This is a genomic window from Acholeplasma oculi, from assembly GCF_900166985.1.
In the GTDB taxonomy this organism is placed as follows: Bacteria; Bacillota_I; Bacilli_A; order Acholeplasmatales; family Acholeplasmataceae; genus Acholeplasma; species Acholeplasma oculi.
Genome location: NZ_FUZK01000001.1, coordinates 537,506 through 555,420, shown reverse-complemented (window position 1 = coordinate 555,420; position 17,915 = coordinate 537,506). Strand labels below are relative to the sequence as shown.

At 30.4% G+C, this 17,915-nt stretch carries 17 protein-coding genes; 16 read left to right on the top strand and 1 reads right to left on the bottom strand.

Annotation, left to right across the window (positions count from 1 at the left end):
• The first annotated feature begins 12 nt into the window (after positions 1-12).
• The 6 genes from B5X49_RS02665 (at position 13) to B5X49_RS02640 (ending at position 6,118) form a co-directional block, all read left to right on the top strand.
• On the top strand, positions 13-567 hold the full coding sequence (locus B5X49_RS02665; RefSeq protein ID WP_045749628.1) for a LemA family protein: 555 nt from the start codon (positions 13-15) through the stop codon (positions 565-567).
• A gap of 86 nt (positions 568-653) precedes the next feature.
• The gene (locus B5X49_RS02660) at positions 654-1,121 is read left to right on the top strand and encodes an NUDIX hydrolase (protein WP_045749627.1); all 468 of its coding nucleotides are present in this window, start codon (positions 654-656) and stop codon (positions 1,119-1,121) included.
• Positions 1,122-1,124: 3 nt separating this feature from the next.
• Entirely contained in the window at positions 1,125-3,593 is a 2,469-nt protein-coding gene (secA, locus tag B5X49_RS02655; RefSeq protein ID WP_045749626.1) for a preprotein translocase subunit SecA, read from the top strand.
• Positions 3,594-3,595: 2 nt separating this feature from the next.
• Positions 3,596-4,693, top strand: a complete 1,098-nt coding sequence (gene prfB, locus B5X49_RS02650; RefSeq protein ID WP_045749625.1) for a peptide chain release factor 2 — start codon at positions 3,596-3,598, stop codon at positions 4,691-4,693.
• The gene (locus B5X49_RS02645) at positions 4,686-5,555 is read left to right on the top strand and encodes a YitT family protein (protein ID WP_045749624.1); all 870 of its coding nucleotides are present in this window, start codon (positions 4,686-4,688) and stop codon (positions 5,553-5,555) included. Before prfB ends, B5X49_RS02645 begins: the two co-directional genes overlap by 8 nt.
• A complete protein-coding gene (locus B5X49_RS02640; protein ID WP_045749623.1) occupies positions 5,552-6,118 on the top strand; it encodes a regulatory protein RecX in 567 nt (188 codons plus the stop codon). Before B5X49_RS02645 ends, B5X49_RS02640 begins: the two co-directional genes overlap by 4 nt.
• A gap of 63 nt (positions 6,119-6,181) precedes the next feature.
• On the opposite strand, the gene B5X49_RS02635 is transcribed toward B5X49_RS02640, so the two are convergent.
• Positions 6,182-6,997, bottom strand: coding sequence for an HAD family hydrolase (locus B5X49_RS02635; protein WP_045749622.1), 816 nt, complete (start codon positions 6,995-6,997; stop codon positions 6,182-6,184).
• A gap of 121 nt (positions 6,998-7,118) precedes the next feature.
• On the opposite strand from B5X49_RS02635, the gene B5X49_RS02630 reads away from it, so the two are divergent.
• The 10 genes from B5X49_RS02630 to tpx all read left to right on the top strand — a co-directional run bounded on the left by B5X49_RS02630 (position 7,119) and on the right by tpx (position 17,869).
• Positions 7,119-7,901 (top strand): hypothetical protein, encoded by a 783-nt coding sequence (locus B5X49_RS02630; protein ID WP_045749621.1) that lies wholly within the window; start codon positions 7,119-7,121, stop codon positions 7,899-7,901.
• Positions 7,888-9,954, top strand: coding sequence for a DNA translocase FtsK (locus tag B5X49_RS02625; RefSeq protein ID WP_052670100.1), 2,067 nt, complete (start codon positions 7,888-7,890; stop codon positions 9,952-9,954). Before B5X49_RS02630 ends, B5X49_RS02625 begins: the two co-directional genes overlap by 14 nt.
• Positions 9,951-10,811, top strand: coding sequence for a ribosome biogenesis GTPase YlqF (ylqF, locus tag B5X49_RS02620; protein ID WP_045749620.1), 861 nt, complete (start codon positions 9,951-9,953; stop codon positions 10,809-10,811). The genes B5X49_RS02625 and ylqF overlap by 4 nt, the downstream gene beginning before the upstream one ends.
• A complete protein-coding gene (locus B5X49_RS02615) occupies positions 10,792-11,403 on the top strand; it encodes a ribonuclease HII (RefSeq protein ID WP_045749619.1) in 612 nt (203 codons plus the stop codon). Before ylqF ends, B5X49_RS02615 begins: the two co-directional genes overlap by 20 nt.
• A 148-nt stretch (positions 11,404-11,551) precedes the next feature.
• Positions 11,552-13,339: a type I DNA topoisomerase gene (gene topA, locus B5X49_RS02610; protein WP_045749618.1), complete on the top strand. Its 1,788-nt coding sequence runs from the start codon at positions 11,552-11,554 to the stop codon at positions 13,337-13,339.
• Between the two features lie 309 nt (positions 13,340-13,648).
• Complete coding sequence (locus tag B5X49_RS02605) at positions 13,649-14,359, top strand: ATP-binding cassette domain-containing protein (protein ID WP_052670098.1); 711 nt, start codon at positions 13,649-13,651, stop codon at positions 14,357-14,359.
• The gene (locus B5X49_RS02600) at positions 14,340-15,110 is read left to right on the top strand and encodes a hypothetical protein (protein ID WP_045749616.1); all 771 of its coding nucleotides are present in this window, start codon (positions 14,340-14,342) and stop codon (positions 15,108-15,110) included. The genes B5X49_RS02605 and B5X49_RS02600 overlap by 20 nt, the downstream gene beginning before the upstream one ends.
• Positions 15,111-15,263: 153 nt before the next feature.
• Positions 15,264-16,145: a U32 family peptidase gene (locus tag B5X49_RS02595; protein ID WP_045749615.1), complete on the top strand. Its 882-nt coding sequence runs from the start codon at positions 15,264-15,266 to the stop codon at positions 16,143-16,145.
• On the top strand, positions 16,138-17,319 hold the full coding sequence (locus B5X49_RS02590; RefSeq protein WP_045749614.1) for a peptidase U32 family protein: 1,182 nt from the start codon (positions 16,138-16,140) through the stop codon (positions 17,317-17,319). The genes B5X49_RS02595 and B5X49_RS02590 overlap by 8 nt, the downstream gene beginning before the upstream one ends.
• Positions 17,320-17,368: 49 nt before the next feature.
• Positions 17,369-17,869, top strand: a complete 501-nt coding sequence (tpx, locus tag B5X49_RS02585) for a thiol peroxidase (RefSeq protein ID WP_045749613.1) — start codon at positions 17,369-17,371, stop codon at positions 17,867-17,869.
• The last annotated feature ends 46 nt before the right edge of the window (positions 17,870-17,915 follow it).

Below are 17,915 nucleotides of genomic sequence, written 5' to 3'. Positions count from 1 at the left end.
GGAGTGAATCTAATGCTTGAATATTTATGGTTATGGATTACCATTGCAATTTTATTACTTTTCATATTGATAGCCATAATTAGTATGGTGATATCTTCACATATATTAAAGAAAAATTTAACTCAAATCAAAGAATCTAATGACAAAATTGATGTCATATTAGCTAGACAATTTGATAACTATTCAAAAATTTTAGATCATCTTAAAAAAGCTAAATTAAATCCGATGGATTTAGAACCATTCTTAGTTAATGACTTACTACCTAAAAAAGAAGACCCTATGTCTTATAAACAGCAGTTTTCTTATGACTTACATGATCGTTTAGTTCTCTTATTAAAATTAAGTACTACTATCGATAAAAAAGTAGAATTAACTCAGTTGGAAAATCAAGCAAAAGAAATTTATGAAAACCTTCTTTCAGCACGTAGAGTTTATAATTCAATGGTTTCTATATTCAATAAAAATTTAATTTCATTCCCATTGAATATAGCAAATAGTTTTTTGAAACTTTCTAAAGAACAATTCTTTGAAATTGATATTTATAAGTTTGATCATACCGATAATTGAATTTCTTATTAAGCTATATAAAAACAGTAACCTTTTTGGGGTTCTGTTTTTTTCATAAATATTTTATAGAAATGTAGGTAAAAATCATGGGATATATCATGAATTTAAGAGAAAAGGTTGGTCATGATCCGATAATTATGGTATCATGTGGTGCAATCATCTTAAAAGATGATTCTATTTTGTTACAATATAGGAGAGACTTTAAACTATGGGCTATCCATGGTGGAGCACTTGAAATTGGTGAAACCTTAGAAGAAACACTTATAAGAGAAGTTTTTGAGGAAACCGGTCTTAAAATTACGGATTATACGTATTATAAAGTATTTACTGGTAAAGAATTTCATTTAACATATCCAAATCAAGATCAAGTCTATTTAGTCGATCATATCTTCAAAATTAATGCATTTACTGGTAAAATAGATGAAGAAAATGATGAAGTCTTAAATTTAAAATGGTTTAACATCCATGAGATACCTTATGAACACATGCTACCTCATAACCAAATCATTTTAAAAGAATTTTTTAAAAATATAAATACATCAAAGGGAGAATAACGTATGTTTGGACTATTTGATTCAACTAAAAAAGCACTTAAAAGATACCGAAAGATTGCACTTCAAATAGAGGCTTTAAAAGAATCTATGAAACAACTTTCGAATGAAGAAATACAATTGAAAACTGCAAGTTATAAAGAACGCATTAAAAATGGTGAAACACTCGATGATTTACTTGTTGAAGCATTCGCTTTAGTTAGAGAAGCATCAACTCGAGTCACAGGTCTTACACCGTATTTTGTACAGTTAATGGGTGGTATTGCAATACACGAAGGTAATATTGCAGAAATGAGAACGGGAGAAGGTAAAACTTTAACCGCTGTTTTACCTGCGTATTTAAACGCTTTACAAGGTGAGGGTGTGCATATTGTCACAGTCAATGAATACCTTGCAAAACGTGAAGCAGAAGGTGAAATTGGAGAGCTCTTTAAATTCTTAGGATTAACAGTTGGACTCAATCTAAGAGATAATGACCGTGAACAAAAGAAAGCTGCTTATGCTTGTGATATTATGTATTCCACAAACGCAGAACTTGGATTTGACTATTTAAGAGATCACATGGTTTTATATCATAAGGATATGGTTGCTCAAAGAGGATATCCATATGCAATTATCGATGAAGTGGACTCTATTTTAATTGATGAAGCTAGAACACCATTAATTATTTCTGGACCTGCTAAAAATACACAAAATTTATATATGCAATCTGATAGATTTGTAAAATCATTAAATGATGAAGATTATGAACTCGATGTAGAATCAAATACTGTTGAATTATCAGAATCTGGTATTACTAAAGCAGAACAAATGTTCGGAATTGATAATTTATATGATTTAAAACACGTATCTTTATTACACCACATTAATAATGCACTTAAAGCAAATTTTACAATGACCAATGATAAAGAATATATGGTTGTTGAAGGTGAAGTACTTATTATTGACCAGTTTACAGGTCGTATTTTAAAGGGTCGTCAATTTAGTGAAGGACTCCATCAAGCAATTGAAGCTAAAGAAGGCGTTGAAGTTAAAAAAGAAACAGTTACTGTTGCAACAATTACATATCAAAACTTCTTTAGAATGTATAAAAAACTATCTGGTATGACAGGTACTGCTAAAACTGAAGAAGAAGAATTTGTTGATATTTATAACATGAATGTTATTGAAATACCAACCAATAAACCAGTCATTAGAGAAGATGCAAAAGATTTCTTCTTTGTAACTGCAGAAGAAAAATATAATGCATTAATTGAAGAAGTGAAGATTCGTCACGAAAAAGGTCAGCCAATCTTAATTGGTACGATTGCAGTTGAAACATCCGAATTATTATCTACAATGTTAAGAAAAAACAGAATTCCTCATGAAGTACTAAATGCGAAGAATCATGAACGTGAAGCTGAAATTATTGCAAAAGCAGGTTTAAAAGGATCTGTTACAATTGCAACCAACATGGCAGGTCGTGGTACGGATATTAAATTAGGTGAAGGTGTTGTTGAATTAGGTGGTTTAGCTGTTATTGGTTCTGAAAAACATGATGCAAGACGTATCGATAATCAGTTAAGAGGTCGTTCAGGTCGTCAAGGTGACCCAGGATTTTCAAGATTCTATTTATCCGCTGAAGATGAACTTATGGTTCGTCGTGGTGGAGATAGATTTAAGACAATTATAGGTACACTTCAAAGGGCACAAGAAACAGGCACGCCTGTTACATCTAGAATGATTACAAACCTGATTACAGGCGCTCAAAAACGTTCTGAAGGTGTAAACTCAGAGATTCGTAAGAATGTATTAAAATACGATGATGTTTTAAGGCTGCAAAGAGAAATTATTTATGCTGAAAGAACATCTGTTCTAACAAATCAATCTGTTGAGAGTCAAGTCATTCGATTTATCGAAGATGTGGTCGAAGCTGAAATTGATGAATTTATTGTTCCGGTTGGAAGAAATAAATTTGATATTAAAGATGAGGCAATTATTCATCACTTTGAAAGTTTTATGATTCCAAGAGATTTAGTAAAAATTGAACAAATTAATCAACTTGATGAAGTTGAAATAGTTAAATTCTACAAAGATTTAGCGATTAAATTGTTAACAGAAAAGAAAGAATTAGTACCAATTGAAGTTTATAATGAATTTTTAAAAGTTATTATGTTAAGAGTTATTGATACATATTGGATGCGTCATATTGATACCATGCAAGAATTAAGACAAGGTGTCAGATTGCAATCCTATGGTCAACAAAATCCATTAATCACTTACCAAAGAGAAGGTAAACGATTATTTGATGAAATGACTTATAGTATTTCAAAAGATGTAGCAAGATATGCTACACTTGGTAAGATACAACTTAATGTTTCTAGAGAAGCTGTTGTTAAAAACACAAACACCAATCAAGGAACAGAAGTTAAAAAAGATAACAAACCTAAAAAACAAAAAGTTCGTCATAGCCAATTGCCGTGGAATAGAAGGTAATTATGGAAAAGTATGAAGTTAATAAAACATTAGAAAGTTTTGGAGTTACCATTCAAGATTTAGAAAAAGCCTTGAATATTGAGGAATTATCTAAACGTCTTTTAGAAATCGAAAAGATTATGGAAAACCCAAATTTTTGGAATGACACAAATCAAGCTAAAAAACTAAGTTTAGAATCCAATCAATTAAGAGAAAAAAAGCATACCATTGAAAAAATTAGAAGTCAATATGAAGACACACTTATTTGGTTAGAAGATGCTAAAGAAGGTACGGATACTTGGGAGATTTTAGAAGAAGAAATTAAAGATCTTGATAAAAAGATATCTGAATTCGAAATTGAAGTCTTACTTAATGAACCATATGATCATCATAATGTTATTTTGGAATTACATCCAGGAGCAGGTGGAACTGAATCCATGGATTGGTGTGGCATATTAATGAGAATGTATCAAAGGTTTGCACAATTAAGAGGGTTTAAAGTAGAAATACTTAACTACTTAGCAGGTGAAGAAGCAGGTGTTAAATCTGTAACCATGCGCATTAGTGGAGACTATGCGTACGGTTATTTAAAATCAGAGCGTGGCGTACATCGTTTAGTTCGTATCTCACCTTTTGATTCTAACAAGAGAAGACATACATCTTTTGTAAGTTGTGATGTAGCACCAGAGTTTTCTGATGATATTGATATAGTGATTAAGGATGAAGATATCCGTTTAGATACGTTTCAATCCAGTGGTGCGGGTGGTCAATCCGTTAATACCACATATAGTGCAGTAAGAATTACTCATATTCCTACAAATATTGTTATTAGTATGCAAAACGAACGTAGTCAAATTAAAAATAAAGAAGCTGCAATGAATATTCTTAAGTCCAAACTTATACAAAGAGAACTTGAAGAAAAACAAGCTCAAATGGCTCAGTTAAAAGGTGAAAAAGCAGACATTGGTTGGGGAAGTCAAATTCGATCTTATGTGTTTCAACCTTACCAAATGGTAAAAGATCACCGTACAAACTATGAAGTTGGTAATATCCAATCGGTCATGGATGGTGATTTAGATGGTTTCATTAATGCTTATTTAAAGAGTAAAAAGCATGATTAAAGATAAAATCATTTCTTATGTATTTATTACAATAGGCGTACTTGTACTACATATAGGTTTCTACTTTTTCTTACAACCACTGGGTTTAATTATTGGTGGTATGATGGGGTTAAGTTTATTGATAGAACCATATATTCCTTTATCCTTAGGGTTAATTTATTTAATTGCTAATATTATTTCATTAATTATTGGTGGTGTATTTTTTGGGAAGGATTTTTTCCTCAAAACCATTTATGCAACGATATTGGCACCATTATTAGTTACACTATTTGAGGTATTAAATATCAATGACACATTACTCATGTCAAAAATAGATTCAAATTACCAATTATTGGTTGCATCTATTGCAGGTGGTGTATTGGTTGGACTTGGTATAGGAATCGTCTTACGTTATAATGCAACCACAGGTGGCATGGATATTTATCAAAAAATGATTAATAAATACTTAAAAGTACCATTTTCAGTTGCAGTATATGTAACAGATGGATTAATTATTTTATTTGGTATGTTTATAAGTTTTCAAAATGGATTGTTTGCTGTCTTGTCGATGTTACTTACCGCATATATGATTGAAAAAACAGCTGTATTTGGTAGAAGTTCTTTTGCATTACTAATTATTACAGAAAAACATGAAGAAATTCAAAAAGCTATATTTGAACAAATTGACCGTGGTGTAACACGTTTAAAGGCCATCGGTGGATATTCAGGTAATCCAAAAGAATTAGTTATTACAACAGTTACAAGACAAGAACTATATCATGCTAAAGATTTTGTGACATTAATTGATCCGAATGCATTTACATTAATCATTTCTACTAAAGAAGTATTAGGTGCCGGTTTTCACCGTGATGATATCTCATGAAAATCGTTGAAATTAGAAAACTCAAAAATAAATATCAAATAACGCTTGATAACGGTGAAAAACACCTTGTTTTAGAAGATACAATTGTTAAATACCGATTACTACCAGGACAGGAATTTAATCAAGATATTGATTTAGAGAAAGAAAATTTCAAAGAAAAAATGTATCAAAAAGCTCTAAGATTTGCAAGTTATGGTAAATCTGAAAATCAAATGATTGAGTATTTGAATGCTCAAGGTATGGAAAATACTTATGATTTGATTATGCGTTTAAAAAAAGAACGTTGGATTGATGATAAAAAAATGATTTTAGCACTTGCAAGAAAAGATTTTTCTTATTTGATGCTTGAGTCTAAATTAAGATTTTACAAATTTGAAGAAAAAGACATTGAATGGATACTTTCTTCATATGATGAACTTATACCTTTAAAAAAACAATTATCAATTGCATATAAAAAATATGAAAAAGAAGTATATCCTAAAAAACAGGAAAAAATATACCGATATTTAGTATCCAAAGGATTTAATGAATCCAGTATTCAAAGTCTCATGCATTTATCATAAATAAAAAAAAGTAACCCACCTTTTCCACCTGAGGAACTAATGGGTTACTTTTTATTTAACGATTTATTTTAAATTAAAGAATTTCTCTAAATATAAACCTACACCACATTGATCATTATCCAGTGGTAAAATTTCTTTAGCCACAGCTTTTAATTCAGCAATACCATTAGGCATAGCAATACCTCTTGCAACACCTTGAATCATTTCGATATCATTTAAACCATCTCCGAAAGCAATCGTATGCTCATGCTTTATATTATAATGGTAGCGCACCCACTCTATTGCAGATAATTTTGATGAGTTGTATTTATATAATTCATAAATACTATGTTTAGAATCACTACCCCATAATCTAAATGAAACTTCCTCTTTATATTTTGTCTTTAAGAAGTCTTCAAAAGAATTTGTGAACTCATTTGAAACTAAATAAATCATTCCAGTAGGTTCGTGGTGATATTGGTCAAATTCAGTATGAATGATTTTAGCTTTTTGACTACCCATAAAGATTTTATGGAGACGGTCTAAATATTGATATGCATAAACATGATCACCAAAAGAATAAAACGCAGATACTAAATGTGGTTTAGTATAATTAAATATATCATGTGAAACTAACACAGGAATACCATCTGTGACAATTTGAAAATTAGGATTCTTAGGTTCTCTAATATTTCCACCGTTATCTGTGATTAAAGGTGTATTGAGTCCAATATAATTATAGATATCAATCGTTGCGTGATAGGGTCTTCCTGTTGCTAATACAACCATATGCCCTAAATCTACTAACTTATTAAGAACTTCTTTGTTTTTATCTGGTACTTCAGAATTTGAATTTAAAAGTGTGCCATCTAGATCGATAGCGATTAAATATTTTTCCATCTTGTCACTCCTTATACTTTGTTCTATCCATTATCGCATAATGTAGGAGTGTAAACAAGTTTATAAGTTAAATAATGATGAAAATATAGTATAATTTATGTAAAAGGAAGTGAACTTATTCATGATTTTTGATTTAGGATTTATAAAAATTGATATTGGTTGGTTGATTACCTTTTTTTCAGGAGCTTTATTTACTTTAATTCTTGTTACACTTTGGTATTTAGTGGCAGTCTTAAAATCACTGAATAAAGATATGAAACGTAATAAAGTACAAGAAGAAGATATTGATGAATTAGAGATCAAATGGTTGATTAATGATGCACATAAATTATTTAAGCAAAAAGATGTTAGAGACTCTGTGGGATATGGCCAACATTTACTGAATGTAAGTCTTGAACTGGGAAATGATATTGCAACTAAGTTTTATCCTAGAAGTAAGTATCCATATCTAGAATTATCTTTGGATGAATCACTTGTCTTATTAAGATATGTGTCCAATCGATTTGATGAATTATTAAATAAACCAATCTTAAAAATGTTTAAAGGTTTAACATTAAGAAGATTGATTACATTAAATGATGCTAAAGTTAAACTTGATAACAATTTATTGGTTAAAGCAACTAATAAATTCAAAGTTAATGAAATTTTTAAACAGACGATGTTGGTATTAAATGTTGTCAATCCAATCTATTGGTTTAGGAGATTAGTCTTAGATAATGTGACTCAAGTCATAATGATAAAACTAGGATTAGTAGTCATATCATTAACTGGTGAAGAAACATATAAGATTTATTCTAAGAAAGTATTTAATCAAGATAAAGAATTAAATTCAGGTATTGAAGAAATTTACAAAGATATAGAAAATAGTTTAAAGGAGGATAAGGATCAACATGAAGAAACGTAAAAAATCCGTAGAAATTGAAGAAGCCTTTCATATTCCTCAAATACCTAAAATAGAAGGTATTAGGTCAGAACATAAATATGTCAAGGAAAAGTTTATTTCTCCTTTATTTGGTAGTGATGTTAAAGATGAAATTCATGTGCCATTTGTCGTTCATGTTATAGGCGATAAGGTTAAGAAATATGATGCATTTAGAACAAAACCTAAAATGACAGATGTGGATGCGACAAGTAAAAATGGTAGTAAATACTATGAGTTTGATGATGCACTTATTTCAAGTAAAACGAGGAAAGAAATTTTTGGTGTAGATTCTTATCAAAAAGATAAACAAACTAAAGAGATTAAAGAAGTTGAAAAACCAGTCGAAAAAGAAATATCTAAACCTATGGATAGATTTTTCATGGAAGAAGAGAAGCAAAAAGAACTACCTCCTTGGATGCAAACCAGACAAGTTTATAATGACTTAGATTTTAATGATATTAAAGTAGAAACACATGATAGAAGAGAAAAAGATATTAAAGTTAAAACTAATTTTGGAGAAGTGGAAGAAGCTCTAACCATTAAGAGCCCTACAGAAAAAGTGGACCCACAAATTAGAAAACAAGTTGTTTATGAACAAAAGCATAAAAACTATGTATTACCTCCGATTACATTATTAAAAAAGGGTGAACGACAAAAGGATGAAAAACCAGCTTGGTTATTAGAACAAGTTGAAGTGATTAATCAAACCTTTATGGACCACTCTGTAGAAGGTGAAGTTGCACAGTCTAAAAAAGGTCCAACGGTTACACGTCATGAGATTTCATTAGAACCGGGTGTTCCTGTAAAAAGAGTTACAAATATTCAAGATAATTTAATGATGAGTTTAGCTGCTAAAACACTTCGTATTGAAGCGCCAATTCCAGGTAAACCTTATGTGGGTATTGAAGTACCGAATAAAGTTGCTGAAATTGTCTCATTTGGTAATGTTGTGGATACAAAAGAGTTCTTAGAAGACCATGACCATCCATTAAAAGTTGCATTAGGTGAAGATATTGATGGAACAAATATTTTTGTTGATATCGCTAAAATGCCACATGGACTGATAGCAGGTGGTACAGGTTCTGGTAAATCAGTATGTGTGAACACGATACTTATTTCCTTATTGTTAAAGAATAAACCTGAAGATTTAAAACTTATTTTAATCGATCCAAAAATGGTTGAGTTAACACCTTATAATGATTTACCACATTTGATTACACCTGTTATTACAGACCCCAAAATGGCAGCTACAGCTTTAAATTGGGTTGTTAATGAAATGGAAAGTCGTTATCAAAAATTTGCTCAAACAAGATCTAGAGATCTTAAGAGTTTTAATGATAATGTTAGAAAAGGTTTTGTTGATGAAGCTAAAATGCCATTAATTGTTGTTGTAATTGATGAATTGGCTGATTTAATGATGGCTGCAGCACATGATGTTGAGGATGCGATACAACGTATCACTCAAAAAGCTAGAGCAGCAGGTATTCATCTATTGGTTGCTACACAAAGACCAACTGTCGATGTTATAAGAGGTACAATTAAGTCCAATATTCCAACAAGAATTGCATTTAAAGTTTCTAGTTTTACGGATTCAACGACTATTCTTGATGGTGCGGGTGCTGAACAGTTATTAGGACGTGGTGACATGTTGTTAAAAGAAACAGAAAGACCAATTCGTTTACAAGGTGCTTTTATTTCAGATAAAGAAATTGATTCTGTTATTGATTTTATACGATCACAGTCTGAACCAAATTATATATTAAAACATGAAGATTTAAAGATAATTAATCAAAGCAGAGAAACTATTGATGATGACTTATTTGCTTTAGTTGCTGAGTATGTTGTTATGGAAAACAACTGTTCAATTAATGGTATTCAAAAAGAGTATAATATTGGGTTTAACCGTGCTCAAAAGTTAGTAACTCTTTTAGAACAATATGGAATAGTATCCAGTACACAAGGTACTAAAGCAAGAGAAGTTTTAGTAACAATTCAAGAACTAAGTGAAATATTAGATAAAGCAGGTATTAAATGAAACAAGTCCAATGGTTCCCAGGACATATGTTTAAGTCCTTAAGGGAAATCAAAGAAAAAATTAAACTGATGGATATCGTCTATTTACTGGTGGATGCAAGATTACCATTTAGTAGTATGAATCCAGAAATCTTAAAAATTGTTGGTGACAAACCAACACTTTTACTTTTTAATAAAATCGATCTATCAGATAGAAAAACACTTGATTATTGGATTAAGTATTATGAAGATATGGGTTTTTATACATTACTCATTAATAGTAATAATGGATTTAATGTCGATAAGATATATTCAAGAAGTAAAGAAATACTAAAAGATAAGATTGAAAGAGCTCAAGCCAAAGGTATGACTTTTAAAGTCATAAGAGGTATGATTTTAGGTATACCTAACGTAGGAAAATCTACACTGATTAATAAGATGGTTTCCAAAAAAGTTGCAAATACAGCAAATAAACCAGGTGTTACCAAATCACAACAATGGATTAAAATTAATCCACATTTTGAGTTACTGGATACACCAGGTGTATTATGGCCTAAATTTGATGATGAAAAAGTAGGATTTGCACTTGCTTGTACAGGTGCTATTAAGGATGATACATTACCAATTAATGAGGTTGTTTTATATTTGATTAATTATTTAAAAAAGTTTTATCCAAAACGTTTGATGGAAAGATATCAACTTGAGAATATTGATGCATTAACTGAAGTGGAAATTATGGATCTTATTGCAGAAAAACAAGGAGCCCTTTTAAAGGGTGGCTTTACCGATTATGATAGAGTTTATCAAACACTCTTAAAAGATACTAGAAATCGTATGTTAGGACCTCTTAGTTTTGATCATGACCAGACAACTTTATGAGCGTAAGTATCATGATTTAGGTTATCAGTTTATTTGTGGAGTTGATGAAGCAGGACGTGGTCCATTGGCGGGACCGGTGGTTGCTGCTGCTGTCATTTTACCCATTGATTTTTATGATGAATCGATTAATGATTCTAAAAAATTAAGCAAAAAAGAACGAGACCGTTTAAGACTTTTGATTGAACAACATGCATTATCCATTTCTATTTCGGTCATAGATTCTAATCGAATTGATGAAATTAATATTCTAGAAGCATCTAGAGAAGCAATGATTCTTGCTGTTAAGAATCTAAAAATTCAACCTGATTTTATTTTAACGGATTATATGTATATAGGAGACTTACCACATCTTTCTTTAAAACATGGTGACAGTTTATCCATTTCGATTGCAGCTGCAAGTATTATAGCTAAAACAAAACGTGATGAATTGATGATGATGTATGATCAAATTTATCCGGAATATGGATTTATTAAACATCAAGGATATGGAACAAAGATGCATCTAGAAGCATTAAAAAAGTATGGTATAACACCAATACATAGAAAAAGTTATAAACCAGTTTATCAAATTATGAACGATAAAACCGTGTGAAATCATGGTTTTATCTTTTAAAAAAGCGATAATTTTCTTCTATATAAATATATTATATAGAATGCTTTTATTTTAAAATGATATACTTGACATCAAAAATTAAACATATATAATTGATGAAGTATCAAAAAATAAAAGAGGAAAACACATGAAAGACTTAGTCATAATTGTAGAATCTCCAGCTAAATCTAAAACCATTTCAAGTTACTTTGACAATAAAGTAACTGTTTTGTCGTCTGTTGGACATATTAGAGATTTAGCAACCTCTGGTGTGGACGGACTAGGCGTTAATGTTTTAGATACGTTTGAGCCTACCTATAAAGTCATTAAAGGAAAAGCTACACTCATCAAAGATTTAATTAAAAAAACTAAAGGTAAAGAAGTTTTACTAGCTACCGACCCCGATAGAGAGGGAGAAGCGATTGCTTGGCATTTAGCTCAAGTTCTTGATTTAGATATTGAGGAAAAAAATCGTATTATATTTAAAGAAATTACAAAACCTGCTGTATTAGAAGCAATCAATCAAAAAAGAACAATTGATAAAGGATTGGTAAATTCTCAAGAATCTAGACGTATACTAGATAGAATCATTGGGTTTAAATTATCTAAATTCTTACGAAACAAGATTAAATCTCAATCTGCTGGTCGTGTACAAAGTGTTGCATTAAAACTCATTGTAGAACTTGAAAAAGAAATTTTAGCATTTGTTCCAGAAACATATTATACAATTCATGCTCATTTTGGTGATTTAAGAGCAGAATATATCATTCCTAAAGATTATAAGATTAAGTTAGAAGAAGCTAATCAAATCTTAGAAACTTCTAAAAATCCATTTACAATCATTAGTATTGATGAAAAAGAGAGTAAGAGAAATGCAAAACCTCCATTTATTACATCAACCTTACTTCAAGATGCAGTGAATTCACTTTCAATGAGTTCTGCTAGAACGATGCAAATTGCATCTGAACTTTATCAAGGTATAGATATAGAAGGAGAACTCATTGGGTTAATCACTTATATGAGAACGGATTCTGATCGTTTAAGTAAAGAGTTTGTAGATCCTGCTAATAAATATATTGAAGAACATTTCGGTAAAAAATATTTAGGTCATTATAAAACGAATAAAAAAGACTCTCAACAAGATGCCCATGAAGCAATCAGACCAACAGACCTACATTTAACGCCACAAAGAGTTGAACAATATTTAAGCAAAGATCAGTTTAAACTATACAAAAGGATTTATGAACGTGCATTAGGGTCCTTAATGGCACCTGCTATCTTCAACTTGAAGAAAGTTAAACTGGATGCTGGTGGAAACATCTATGAACTTGATGGTAGTCAACAAATCTTTGATGGGTACTTGAAAGTCGTAACAGATAAGAGTAAAGATAAAATCTTACCTCCATATCAAGTTGGTGACAGATTAGAATCTGACTTAGTTGAATCTATTGAAAAAGTAACGATGCCACCTGCTAGATATAATGAAGCATCTTTAATTAAGGATTTAGAATCTAAAGGTATTGGAAGACCATCCACCTATGCAACAATTATTAAGACATTAAAGTCAAGAGATTATGTTACGGTTGAAGAAAAGAGATTTAAACCGACAGAACAAGGTATTCTAACTGTTGATACATTAAATACTTATTTCAGCGATATCATGAATACTGATTATACATCTCGTATGGAAAATGAACTGGATATGATTGCTGAAGGTTCTGTTAATGGTGTTGAACTGTTAAAAGATTTCTATCAACGATTTGTCCCGTTATTAGAAAAAGCGGATCAACAATTAGAAAGAATCAAACCAGTGATTTCAGATAAAATATGTCCACTTTGTGGAAAGCCACTCGCAATTAGAAAGTCTAAATATGGACAGTTCTATGGCTGTACTGGATTTCCTAAATGTAAGCATATTGAACCCTTCGAAAATTAATTATGGTATTCTAAACATACTTACGCAAATAACTTTACACCTAAAATCAATTAGAATATAATGAACATGCATCCAGCGATGGGTGCTACTTATCCCCTATTAGTGTACTTAGTACACAAATCCCCTTTAATGACCTTCTGGCCTTTAGTCAGGAGGTCGCTTTTTTATTTGTTAGTAAAATTAACCAAAAAACCCCCTAAATGCAGACACATATTCGTAATTTAAGCACCTATTTGGATTCTAAAATAATTATATCAACCTAAAAGAGATAACATTTTTGATATAATTACATTCAGGAGGATAACAAAAATGAGCTTACTTGAAATTAAAAACTTAACGAAGATATATCAAAACCAAGCTGTATTAAAAGATGTTTCACTCGAAGTCTTAAGTAATCAAATGATTGGTTTATTAGGACCTAATGGTAGTGGTAAAACAACACTCATTAAATTAATTAATGGACTCATTCAACCAACAACGGGGAAAATCTATATTCATGGAAAATTAATGGAGCCTTATCTTAAGAAACATATTAGTTTTTTACCAGAAAGATCCTATTTGGATATGAATCAAACTGTGAACTCTGCACTAAAAATGTTTGATGATATTTTTGATGATTTCATCATCGAAGATGCAAAACATATTATTGAATTATTTAAAATTCCATTAAATAAACGCTTATCTCAATTATCTAAAGGACAAAAGGGAAAAGTTCAACTCGGACTTGTTTTTGGAAGAAAAACGGATTTATACATCTTGGACGAACCACTCGATGGAGTAGATCCTGCAAGTAGAGATTTTATTATGAAAATTATAAAAAAATACAAAAAAGATCAATCTACTGTAATTTTATCAACCCACCAAGTTGCAGATATTGAAGACCAAATTGATGGTGTCATTCTTTTGAAAGAAGGTGCACTAATTGAAGCAGGTCCTATATCCATTCTTGAGAAAAAATACCAAATGACACTAGGGAAATACTTCAAGGAGGTCTACCGCTATGATGAAAAAACTATTTAAATGGGAATTTATCTTTTACATTAAAGAACTTAAGTTTTTACTCATTGGAAGTATTTTACTTAGTTTAGTATATATTGGTTTAAATGAACTTAGTTTAAGTTATGCTGTATTATCATTTTTTAGTGGTACAGCTTATGTCATTAGTATTATTGGTGTACTGAGTTTAATATTATTTACTTATTTTTTAATACTTCAACGATACTATAAAACGATGCTAAAAGATGAAGGTTACTTCACTCATTCACTACCTTTAAAGAAGTATCAGATTTTAATCTATAAAATGGTTACAGCATTTACAGTTTGGTTAGTTGTACTTTCAGTAGGTGTTTTATTACTTATTTGGATTAAACTTATTCCAATGGACATGATTAAGCAGATGATTGAAGCAGATGCTACCATGCTTCCTATGTTAAGTATAACTGTTGCTTCATTTGTTTTAACAAGTCTAGTTATGATTTTGGTATTTTATAGTGCATTATCATTTGGGTTTAGTTTTAACAAAAGTGAATGGTTATATGTGTTTTTATATTTTATTGGATACTATGTTTTAAACCAAATTCTAAGTGTAATTAATTTAGGGATTAATCTTATCATCAATCCAGGGTTCTTTGAATTAGATGAATCCAATATATTTCAATCGATCACACCACTTTTAGTCATTCAACTTATATTTATACTCGCTATTGGTGTTGCAAGTTTTATCATCACCAATAAAATTATGACAAATAAACTTAATTTAAAAAACGGTTAATTCAAATGGGTTTAGCTGCAATTTGCAGCTAGACCTTTTTTTAAATACGGTAAAAATTACAATATTTATCGTATGAGAGTCTCCATTTTATAACTTCCTTTGACTTTTATAGAATCAAGATATAAAATCATTTAGGTAAGAAATGAGGTATATATGAAAATACTTACAACACTCCATGATATCCATAATTTAGAAGAAGTTATGGTTCATGCAGATGGATTATTAATATCATTTAAACAATACTCTAAAACATATACAATGGATTCTGAATCTCAATTGGATTTTATACTTAAAAAATTAAAGGATTTAAATAAAGAATCCTTTTTACAGTTTAATCGTCTCTATACGGATAAAGAACTTAATCAGATTAAGACTTTTTTACAAACTATAGATATGTCATTGGTTACAGGTTATATTATTTCTGATTTAGGGTTATTATCGGTATTTAAAACCTTATATCAAATCGATAAGGTCGTTTATAATCCTGAAACATTACTGACAAATGAAGTTGATTTTAATTATTTATTTCATGATGGTATCATGGGTGCATTTTTATCCAAAGAAATTACGTTAGAAGACATACTTTCTATTACTAAAAATAAGAAATATAAGGCATTTATGTTTGGTCATGGACACATGACAATGTTTTACTCTAAACGTCAAATCGTTAAAACATATCATGACTATATGCAAGTAGAAAATCAAGATCATTTAAATTATGATATTACATTAAAAGAAGCAAAACGTTTAGATGAAAACTATCCTTTATTAGAAGATGATGCTGGAACTCATGTATTTAGAGGTCATGTTTTTGAAACTATTGAAGAACTTGATATGTTAAGACAACATATTGATTATTTAGTGGTTGATACGATATTTAAGGATGATTTATATGCTACATGGATTCTTCCATATTATCAAGAGAATGGAAAACCAACAGTTGATCTAAAAACAATTAATGAAACCTATCAGGATACGTTTCATAAAGCATTTTTACATAAAGAATCCACAATAAAAGGTGAAATCGATGATTGAACTACTCGCTCCAGCAGGAGACTTAGATAAATTAAAAATTGCAATTCTTTACGGAGCTGATGCCGTATTTGTTGGTGGTAAACAGTTTAGTTTACGTGCAAATGCATCTAATTTTACGTATGATGATTTGGTTGAAGGTTGTAAGTTTGCTCATGATCGACAAAAAAAAGTATACGTCACAACAAATGTTATTCCACATGAAGCAGATAAAGAAGGTCTAATTGAATATTTAAAATCTTTAGAAGCTGCGAAGGTGGACGCAATTATTGCTGCAAGCCCATTTATTATTGAAACAGCATTAAACAATACATCTTTAGAAGTACATATTTCAACGCAGCAATCCATTATGAATGTTCCAACTGTTAATTATTGGAAAGAAAAAGGCGCAAGTCGAGTTGTTTTAGCAAGAGACATGGACTTAGAAGAAATCGCTTATATTACAAAACATACAGATACTGAAATAGAAGTATTCATTCATGGTGGTATGTGTGCAGGTTATAGTGGAAGGTGCGCACTTTCTAATCACTTGACCAATAGAGATGCCAACAGAGGTGGTTGTGCGCATACATGTAGATGGTTCTTTGATTATCAAAAATCCCTTCAAAAAGAACATGAAGTGCCTTTTAGCATGGGATCTAAAGATTTAAGTGCTGTTAGAGAAATCACACGTTTAATCGATATGGGTGTTGCATCACTTAAAATAGAAGGCCGTATGAAGTCTCTACATTATATTGCAACTGTTGTTCAAACGTATCGAAGAATAATCGATGAATATACGAAAACAAAAACGATTCAAAATTATGAAATGTATGAAGATATGTTAAAACATGCAGAAAATAGAGAAACGTCTCATGGATTCTTTCATGGATTACCAGAAGTTAGTGAGCAGCTCTTTGAAAAAAGAAGTGAGCGAGTCATGCAAAACTTTGTAGGATTAGTCCTTGATTATAATGAAGAAACAAAAATGGCAACAGTAGAAACTAAAAATGTATTCTTAATGGAAGAACTTGAAGTTTTTTCACCAGTTCACGAAAGCAAAGTTTTTAATAACACTAAAATGTTTAATAAAGACGGTGAAGAAATTACGAGAGCAGCTAGAGCCCGTGAACACGTTTTAGTCCATATTCCGTTTAAAGTACATCCATTTGACATGATTCGTGCGAAAAGATTTTAAAAATGAACCTCTTAACATATAATACATATGTATAGGAGGTTTTTATATAATGAAAACTATGAAACAAAAACCAATCACTCTTATCGGTGAACCATTAAAAATTGGAGATAAAGTCCTTGACTTTATTACTGTCAATAATAGTTTGGAGGATGTATCTTTTTTTAGTCAATTTAAGAAACCCAGTGTGTTAATCAGTGTGGTACCAAGTTTAGATACATCGGTTTGTGATTTACAAACCAGACGCATCAATGAAAAACTGGCATCTTACCCGGATATTGATTTTATAACGATTTCAAATGATTTACCATTTGCACAAAAAAGATGGTGCGGTGCAGCGGGTTTAAATATCACTACTTTAAGTGACCATAAATATTTAGATTTTGCTGAAAAATTTAGTGTACTAATATCTGAAATGAGATTACTTGCAAGAGCAGTATTTCTTTTAGATTCAAAAAGACAAGTTGTTTATGTAGAATATTTAGATGAAATGAGCAATCATCCGAATTATGATAAACTATTTGAAATACTAGATCAAAAAGAATCTGCTTAACCAATCAATTTAAATATTTAGGTTAAAAGCATGAATGGGTTTTATT

Bases quoted from the DNA above. Each gene is read 5' to 3' on its own strand.
- B5X49_RS02665 (WP_045749628.1), top strand. From the start codon at position 13: ATGCTTGAATATTTATGGTTATGGATTACCATTGCAATTTTATTACTT.
- B5X49_RS02660 (WP_045749627.1), top strand. From the start codon at position 654: ATGGGATATATCATGAATTTAAGAGAAAAGGTTGGTCATGATCCGATA.
- secA (WP_045749626.1), top strand. From the start codon at position 1,125: ATGTTTGGACTATTTGATTCAACTAAAAAAGCACTTAAAAGATACCGA.
- prfB (WP_045749625.1), top strand. From the start codon at position 3,596: ATGGAAAAGTATGAAGTTAATAAAACATTAGAAAGTTTTGGAGTTACC.
- B5X49_RS02645 (WP_045749624.1), top strand. From the start codon at position 4,686: ATGATTAAAGATAAAATCATTTCTTATGTATTTATTACAATAGGCGTA.
- B5X49_RS02640 (WP_045749623.1), top strand. From the start codon at position 5,552: ATGAAAATCGTTGAAATTAGAAAACTCAAAAATAAATATCAAATAACG.
- B5X49_RS02635 (WP_045749622.1), bottom strand. From the start codon at position 6,997: ATGGAAAAATATTTAATCGCTATCGATCTAGATGGCACACTTTTAAAT.
- B5X49_RS02630 (WP_045749621.1), top strand. From the start codon at position 7,119: ATGATTTTTGATTTAGGATTTATAAAAATTGATATTGGTTGGTTGATT.
- B5X49_RS02625 (WP_052670100.1), top strand. From the start codon at position 7,888: ATGAAGAAACGTAAAAAATCCGTAGAAATTGAAGAAGCCTTTCATATT.
- ylqF (WP_045749620.1), top strand. From the start codon at position 9,951: ATGAAACAAGTCCAATGGTTCCCAGGACATATGTTTAAGTCCTTAAGG.
- B5X49_RS02615 (WP_045749619.1), top strand. From the start codon at position 10,792: ATGACCAGACAACTTTATGAGCGTAAGTATCATGATTTAGGTTATCAG.
- topA (WP_045749618.1), top strand. From the start codon at position 11,552: ATGAAAGACTTAGTCATAATTGTAGAATCTCCAGCTAAATCTAAAACC.
- B5X49_RS02605 (WP_052670098.1), top strand. From the start codon at position 13,649: ATGAGCTTACTTGAAATTAAAAACTTAACGAAGATATATCAAAACCAA.
- B5X49_RS02600 (WP_045749616.1), top strand. From the start codon at position 14,340: ATGATGAAAAAACTATTTAAATGGGAATTTATCTTTTACATTAAAGAA.
- B5X49_RS02595 (WP_045749615.1), top strand. From the start codon at position 15,264: ATGAAAATACTTACAACACTCCATGATATCCATAATTTAGAAGAAGTT.
- B5X49_RS02590 (WP_045749614.1), top strand. From the start codon at position 16,138: ATGATTGAACTACTCGCTCCAGCAGGAGACTTAGATAAATTAAAAATT.
- tpx (WP_045749613.1), top strand. From the start codon at position 17,369: ATGAAAACTATGAAACAAAAACCAATCACTCTTATCGGTGAACCATTA.